Consider the following 6,789-nt stretch of genomic DNA (forward strand, 5'->3'; position numbering starts at 1 on the left):
AAAATTTCCACTCTTGTAATCTAACCATACCTTATTGTCACGAATTAAAGGCAAGATTTCGCCATATGTAATTTCATTTTGATTTCCAATTATTACGAATGCCTTCTTATGTTCTATAAGTAGTACCATATAATCACGGAATAATGAAAATGGAGGATTGGTAACAACTATATCTGCTTGCTTTAAAAGTTCAACACACTCATCAGAACGGAAATCTCCATCTCCATCTAATAATGTAAGGGTATTTTTTCGATTTCTCAAAAGATACTCTACATCAGCAAGGTCAATCCGACCGTCTTGATTTTCGTCTGTAACCTCAGTAATTTCGATTTTATAAGGTTTTTTTGTACTTTGCTCTTTACCTATAACAACTTCTTCGCCGAATATATTTAATTGAGTATATATAATTGGAGAAGTTGCGTAACAGGTCGCAATCAACTTTTTCAATCCTAATGAATTGAAGTTCATTGCAAAGTATTTGAAAAAGTTGCTTTCAAAAGGGTCATCACAATTACAGAATACGACTTTTCCATTGAAATGACTCTTGTAATGTTTTAATTCATTTTCAATTAGAGATAATTGAGTATAAAATTCATCTTGTTTATTCCTTGCTGAATCATGTAAATTACTATTTCCTGCCATGAATGTTCTCCTATGTCATTCTAATAATTTATTGAAAAATGTATAATTTTGTTATATACTAATAGTACCACAATTTGGTTCAAATGTTAAATGTTTTTAAAGTTTAAATTGTTTTAGCATTGCAAATCTTTTATTTTATCCTGCATATATTACATATCCCAATTATTAAAGTCTTGTTTAAAATATAAATCCCATTTTATTGTATGACCTAATTATAAGTATGAAAAGTTAAATAATAAAAAGCTTTGAAAGTGTATTATTGTCTTTCAAAGCATAGTAATTTTAGTGTTTTGAGTATGGCATAAAAGCTTGTAAAATGAAGATTTGTTATCTTAACCTAAAGTATAAGCCTTTGACGTGTTGAAGTATGATGAGGTGAGCGAAAAGGACGTTTTTTAATTAAACATTTGTTATTTAAAAGTCCTGAAATGCTGTATATTTTTGTTACTTCCAAAGACTCTTCAAAAGTAAGATCAGGCAATATTGTAGGTATACGTCGAGCGACCATAGTCTTACCCGAACCAGGGCTTCCAAGCAGCAGTATGTTGTGCATCCCGGCAGCAGCAATTTCAACAGCTCTTTTCATTGCCGGCTGTCCTTTGATTTCCGAAAAATCTTCTTGAAATTCATCCTGTTTTTCAGATAATTCATATACTACTTTATACGCCTCTATATTTTTATTTCCATTAAAATAATTAACAAGATTTCTTATATTTTCTACAGGAATGACGTCAATACCTTCAATTGCACCGCATTCCTCTTTATTTTCTTCAGGAATAATTACTCTTTCAAAATTATTGTTACGCATTGAAATAACCATTGGAAGAGCTCCGTCAATTGCTGTAATATTGCCATCTAAAGATAATTCACCAATAATACATGTTTTTTCATCAATACTTTTTTCAATTATTCTTGTAGCAGTTAATATGCCAATGGCAATTGGCAAGTCTATTTGACTTCCTTCTTTTTTCAAATTAGCAGGTGCCAAGTTAACGGTGATACGACTGACCGGAAAATCATACCCGCTGTTTTTAATAGCAGCTCTCACTCTTTCTTTTGATTCTTTAATTGAAATATCCGGCAACCCAACTATGTTGAAATTCGGCAGACCTCCGGACAAATCAGTTTCTACATCAATTTCATAACCCTCTAATCCGTAAAGAACGCATGTTTTTATTTTTGAAAGCATAATTACCTCCAATAAAAATGTACTTGCAGAAAATTTAATAAAATTATTATACATTAATTTCCAATTATATACAACATGTCATTGGAATAATTTTACCATGTTTTATCAGAATAGTTATTAGCTCTTAATAAATATAGTAAGTACCTCACGGTTGTCATTTCATTCTGCAATAGAAACACAACCAACAACATTGCAGCATATGATGATATAGTAATCTATCATATAAAGAAGAAAGGAATGAATAATATGTATTATTATAAAAAATATTTTGGTCCTTATAACTTGAACCCACCATGGTATAATCCAAGCATCATGTATAACGATTATAAAGAGGATTATGATTCAAAATTTGATTTTTTACAGTATGCAAATGCTAATGGTGTAAATGAATTAAAGGATTATGGGCCAAAACCATTTGTAATTAATATAGAGGAGGCTACTCTTGAAAACAATAATTACCGTACTGCCTTATGGACAGGTAATCATTTACAACTTACTTTAATGAACATAAATGTTGGAGAAGACATAGGTTTGGAAGTTCATCCCGACCTTGATCAATTCTTACGTATAGAAGAAGGTCAAGGGATTATTGAAATGGGCGACAGAAAAGATAATTTAGATTTCAAAGAAAATGTATATGATGATTTTGCATTCATTATACCTGCCGGTAAATGGCACAATCTTATTAACATAGGCAATACACCTCTTAAATTATATTCTATTTATGCTCCGCCTCAGCATCCTCACAGCACAGTTCATAAAACTAAAGCAGATGCGAAAGCATCTGAAAAAAACCACGGTCACTGATAGTGAAAATTTGAAAGGCTCAAACTTTTTTAAATTTTCATAAGCTATCCAATAATTTTAAATATAATAATTATTAATTATAGATATTTTCTTTTAGAAAGATTTTTTTAATACAAAGGAATATCTATAATTTTAATTAGTAAAAAAATTTTTTAATAACTTCAGTTGAAAATATTTTCTGTAAATGATATACTTTCTTGAATGTAAAAACGAGGAGATTTATTTATGAAAATTGGATTTGATAACAATAAATATTTAAATATGCAGTCTGAACATATAAAAAAAAGAATTGCACATTTTAATAATAAGCTATATCTTGAATTCGGCGGAAAGTTGTTTGACGACTACCACGCATCAAGAGTATTACCAGGATTTCAACCAGACAGCAAATTAAAAATGCTTTTACAGCTTAAAGACCAGACAGAAATCATCATTGCTATCAGTGCCGATGCCATCGAAAGCAATAAAATTCGCGGCGATTTGGGAATTACATATGATGAAGATGTATTTCGTCTCATCGATGCATTCCAAGGTATGGGACTTTTTGTAGGCAGTGTTGTTATTACTCAGTATTCAGGAGAAATTTCAGCAGACCATTTTCGTCATAAGCTTCAGGAATTAAATATAAAATCTTACTTACATTATAAAATAGACGGTTATCCAAGAAACATTAAACTCATTGTCAGTGAAGAAGGTTACGGAAAAAATGATTACATTGAAACAGACAAGCCTTTAGTTGTTGTAACTGCACCTGGTCCAGGCAGTGGAAAAATGGCCACATGTCTCTCACAGCTTTACCATGAAAACAAACGCGGCATCAAAGCAGGATACGCTAAATTCGAAACTTTCCCAATATGGAATCTTCCACTACGTCATCCTGTTAACATTGCATACGAAGCAGCTACTGCCGATTTAAATGATGTCAATATGATTGACCCGTTTCATTTAGAAACATATGGTGAATCAACAGTAAACTACAACCGTGACATAGAAATATATCCCGTTTTAAATGCTTTGTTTGAAAATATTATGGGAAAGAATCCATATAACTCACCTACTGACATGGGTGTCAATATGGCAGGCAATTGTATTACAGATGACGAAACATGCAGAGAAGCATCCAAGCAAGAAATCATCAGAAGATATTATCAGTGTCTGAGTGACATAAAACGTGGCCATATTTCTAAAGATGTTCTTTACAAATTTGAATTACTGATGAAACAAGCAGAAATTACAGAATATGACCGAAAAGTTGTAGAACCTTCATTAGCACGTGAAGCTAAGACTGGTCATCCAGCTGTAGCAATAGAACTTAAAGATGGTCAGATTGTAACAGGCAAAACTTCCGATTTGTTAGGGGCTTCAGCAAGTGCACTTTTGAATGCATTAAAAGCTCTCTGTAGAATTGACCATAAAGTACATCTTGTTTCTCCTGAAGCAATTGAACCTATTCAGAAATTAAAAACTTCATATCTTGGAAGCACAAACCCAAGACTTCACACCGATGAAATTCTTATAGCTCTTTCTGTAAGTGCTTCTCAGAATCCTGCTGCTCAGCTTGCGCTTGAAGAGCTTCCAAAACTAAAATGCTGCGAAATTCATTCTTCAGTTCTTTTGTCTTCTGTAGATGAAAAAACATTCAAGAAACTTGGCATGCATCTTACTAGTGAACCAAAATACGAATCTAATAGAATATATCACAAACATTAATAAATAACCCAAGCTTGGTATACAAACTTGGGTTATATTCATTTATAATATGATTTTATCCTATAGAATTTAATTTAGCATATTTACTATTTATAATGACTCTAACTATGAACAATATAAGTAATATTTTATACTGTTATATTTAAATTTCATAGTATGTGTATTTATAAATTAATAGATATTTTTGTAATACAATGAATTAATTGACAAAATAAAAGATTTAACATAACAAATACTAATTAAGTAAAAAAATATCTCGGGAGTGATTCATATGAATAAAGCACATTACAATGTAACAAGATTGCAAAATACACAAATGAAAACACAGGTGAAAAATGTGTTAGATGAACTAAAAGGAGTTCAAATGGTTAATATTGATTTAGGAAGAGGTTCTATAGAAGTTGGCTTTGATGATTCTATAGATGAAAATACAATTAAACAATGCATAGAACATGTGGGCTGCAAAATTCAATAGTAACTTAAATAATTAAAAATAAGCGAAGAATCTCTATATTATAATCAAGATGAGATTCTTCGACTTAACGGCTTCAAAAATGACAGAAAATAAATCTCGGGTATATCTCTTATCTACTTTTATGAATTATAATTAATCAATACCCTGTCTAATAAAACTACTGCCTCAGATCTTTTAATATTATTTTGAGGTTTAAACGAATTATCGTCATATCCTTTAATTATTTGCATTTTTGCAGCAGCACCGACATATTCCTTTGACCAGCTGCTTATTTGGCTACTGTCAACAAATACATCAGCTTCTGATTCATTGCCTTCTATATTTAGTAATCTGGTGATAATTATTGCCGCCTGCTCCCTAGTAATAAAATCATTGGGAGCAAATTGTGTTTCTGACTCTCCTATTATGTATCCAGCTTTATATGCCTTTTGTACTTCTTCATAACACCAGTCATCTTCATTAACATCAAGAAAAGCAATTTTACATGTTTCGGTAAAATTAAACAAATTGTTGGCCATTTTAATAAATTCTGCTCTTGTTACGAATTCCTCCGGCTTAAATGAACCATCCGTATATCCTGCAATATATTCCATTTCAAACCATTTCTGTATTTCATCCTGAGCCCAATGGCCTTCAAAATCCTTTTCTCTAGATTGATACAGTCCATCATACAATGCACCCAAAAGAACACCTTCAGTTTCCTGGCTCAGCTCCCAAACCATTGCACCGCCTAAATTTTGCTCATTGATATATTCAGCTTTCAATCCGATAGACCTGGCATCATCATAACTTATAAATGTGGTTCCGTTAAAAAGCCATGGAACTAAAGATTCCTCATGGAAATATCTTATATAATCAGGGTTATTAATATAGTTAGAAACAATAGAATCATAACTTAATGCATTGCCCTTTGAAAATTCTTGATACAACCCATTATTTAAATTCACTAACACATCATATTTATAACCATAGAATGGTATTCCTATAACCAGCTTGTCCTTAGGCAATCCGGCCTTTAGCCATGCCTTGACGCTTGAATCAATACTTATTTTATATTGAGGTGACACATCATGATTGTTATACAACGGTCCATTAAAATCAGAATAAAAATCCCATGGTCCATGTATATCATAAGTCATTAAAGTAACATAATCTAAATAATTATGAAACTTATAAGCCTCTGTATTCTTTATGTAATAATTGCTTACTCCGGCCGCAACAGTGAGCAGATAATGCTTATTATCTTTCATCCCTTGAGCATCTAGTTTTTCCCGAATATTTTTTAACAGCAAAGTGAAATTTTGTTTATCATCCAGACTTTTTGAATTGGTTTCAAGGCCACCGCCGACTGGGTATTCCCAATCCAAATCAACTCCGTCAAACCCGTATTTTGTGATGAACTCAACACAGCTTTCTGCAAATTCGGTCCTGGTTTCTTCTGTACTTGCTGCATCCGAAAATTTTCCTGACCAATTCCATCCGCCTACAGAAATCAAAGTTTTTAATTCAGGATTACTTTCCTTTAGCTCCTGAAGTATTTCGAAATTATGTACATCCTTATCGGGATATCCCATTGTTATTCTTAAATCAGAACCAATATTTGCAAAAGCATAATTTATATGTGTTAATTTACTGACATCAATTTTGTCAGGTGTATAACCTGAATATGATTTCCATGCCGGATAATAACCAACTATAACTTTTTTTGATTTATCAGTATCTTCTTCGCTACAAAACCCAGCTTCTGCTTTTTGGTTGCTCTCAACTGAAAACACTGCATTCTCATGTTCTAAACAAAGCAACATTATAGATATCGCAATAATAAAATATATAATTTTCCTTTTCATATACGTCTCCCTAAAAGTGTTTTGGTAGTGTCAATAAGACACTCCTCTTTTTTTATTAAAAACTTTTATTTTCAAGGGTTACAGAATTTTTTAAAATAAAAAACAATGACCCCCTATTT

The 6,789-nt window shown here is 31.7% G+C and carries 6 protein-coding genes; 3 read left to right on the plus strand and 3 right to left on the minus strand.

What is annotated here, in order from left to right; all coding sequences use genetic code 11:
- Positions 1-642: adenine-specific methyltransferase EcoRI family protein (locus SA378_RS01340; protein ID WP_318524195.1), on the minus strand; the 642-nt coding region annotated here is incomplete at its 3' end.
- A gap of 337 nt (positions 643-979) precedes the next feature.
- The gene (locus SA378_RS01345) at positions 980-1,831 is read right to left on the minus strand and encodes a YifB family Mg chelatase-like AAA ATPase (protein WP_318524196.1); all 852 of its coding nucleotides are present in this window, start codon (positions 1,829-1,831) and stop codon (positions 980-982) included.
- A 246-nt stretch (positions 1,832-2,077) separates the two neighbouring features.
- Here SA378_RS01345 and SA378_RS01350 point away from each other — a divergent pair, with 246 nt between their 5' ends.
- The 3 genes from SA378_RS01350 (at position 2,078) to SA378_RS01360 (ending at position 4,823) form a co-directional block, all read left to right on the plus strand.
- Positions 2,078-2,638, plus strand: coding sequence for a cupin domain-containing protein (locus tag SA378_RS01350; RefSeq protein WP_318524200.1), 561 nt, complete (start codon positions 2,078-2,080; stop codon positions 2,636-2,638).
- A 225-nt stretch (positions 2,639-2,863) separates the two neighbouring features.
- On the plus strand, positions 2,864-4,348 hold the full coding sequence (locus tag SA378_RS01355; protein WP_318524197.1) for a DUF1846 domain-containing protein: 1,485 nt from the start codon (positions 2,864-2,866) through the stop codon (positions 4,346-4,348).
- 271 nt (positions 4,349-4,619) lie between these two features.
- Positions 4,620-4,823 (plus strand): heavy metal-associated domain-containing protein, encoded by a 204-nt coding sequence (locus SA378_RS01360; RefSeq protein WP_318524198.1) that lies wholly within the window; start codon positions 4,620-4,622, stop codon positions 4,821-4,823.
- Positions 4,824-4,942: 119 nt separating this feature from the next.
- Here SA378_RS01360 and SA378_RS01365 read toward each other — a convergent pair whose 3' ends face one another.
- Positions 4,943-6,670, minus strand: a complete 1,728-nt coding sequence (locus SA378_RS01365; RefSeq protein WP_318524199.1) for a glycosyl hydrolase family 18 protein — start codon at positions 6,668-6,670, stop codon at positions 4,943-4,945.
- Positions 6,671-6,789 lie beyond the last annotated feature (119 nt).

The sequence above is a fragment of the Sedimentibacter sp. genome (assembly GCF_033447055.1).
Classification (GTDB): Bacteria; Bacillota; Clostridia; order Tissierellales; family Sedimentibacteraceae; genus Sedimentibacter.

Coding starts and splice junctions, on each gene's coding strand:
- SA378_RS01345 (WP_318524196.1), bottom strand. CDS start 1,831: ATGCTTTCAAAAATAAAAACATGCGTTCTTTACGGATTAGAGGGTTAT.
- SA378_RS01355 (WP_318524197.1), top strand. CDS start 2,864: ATGAAAATTGGATTTGATAACAATAAATATTTAAATATGCAGTCTGAA.
- SA378_RS01350 (WP_318524200.1), top strand. CDS start 2,078: ATGTATTATTATAAAAAATATTTTGGTCCTTATAACTTGAACCCACCA.
- SA378_RS01365 (WP_318524199.1), bottom strand. CDS start 6,670: ATGAAAAGGAAAATTATATATTTTATTATTGCGATATCTATAATGTTG.
- SA378_RS01360 (WP_318524198.1), top strand. CDS start 4,620: ATGAATAAAGCACATTACAATGTAACAAGATTGCAAAATACACAAATG.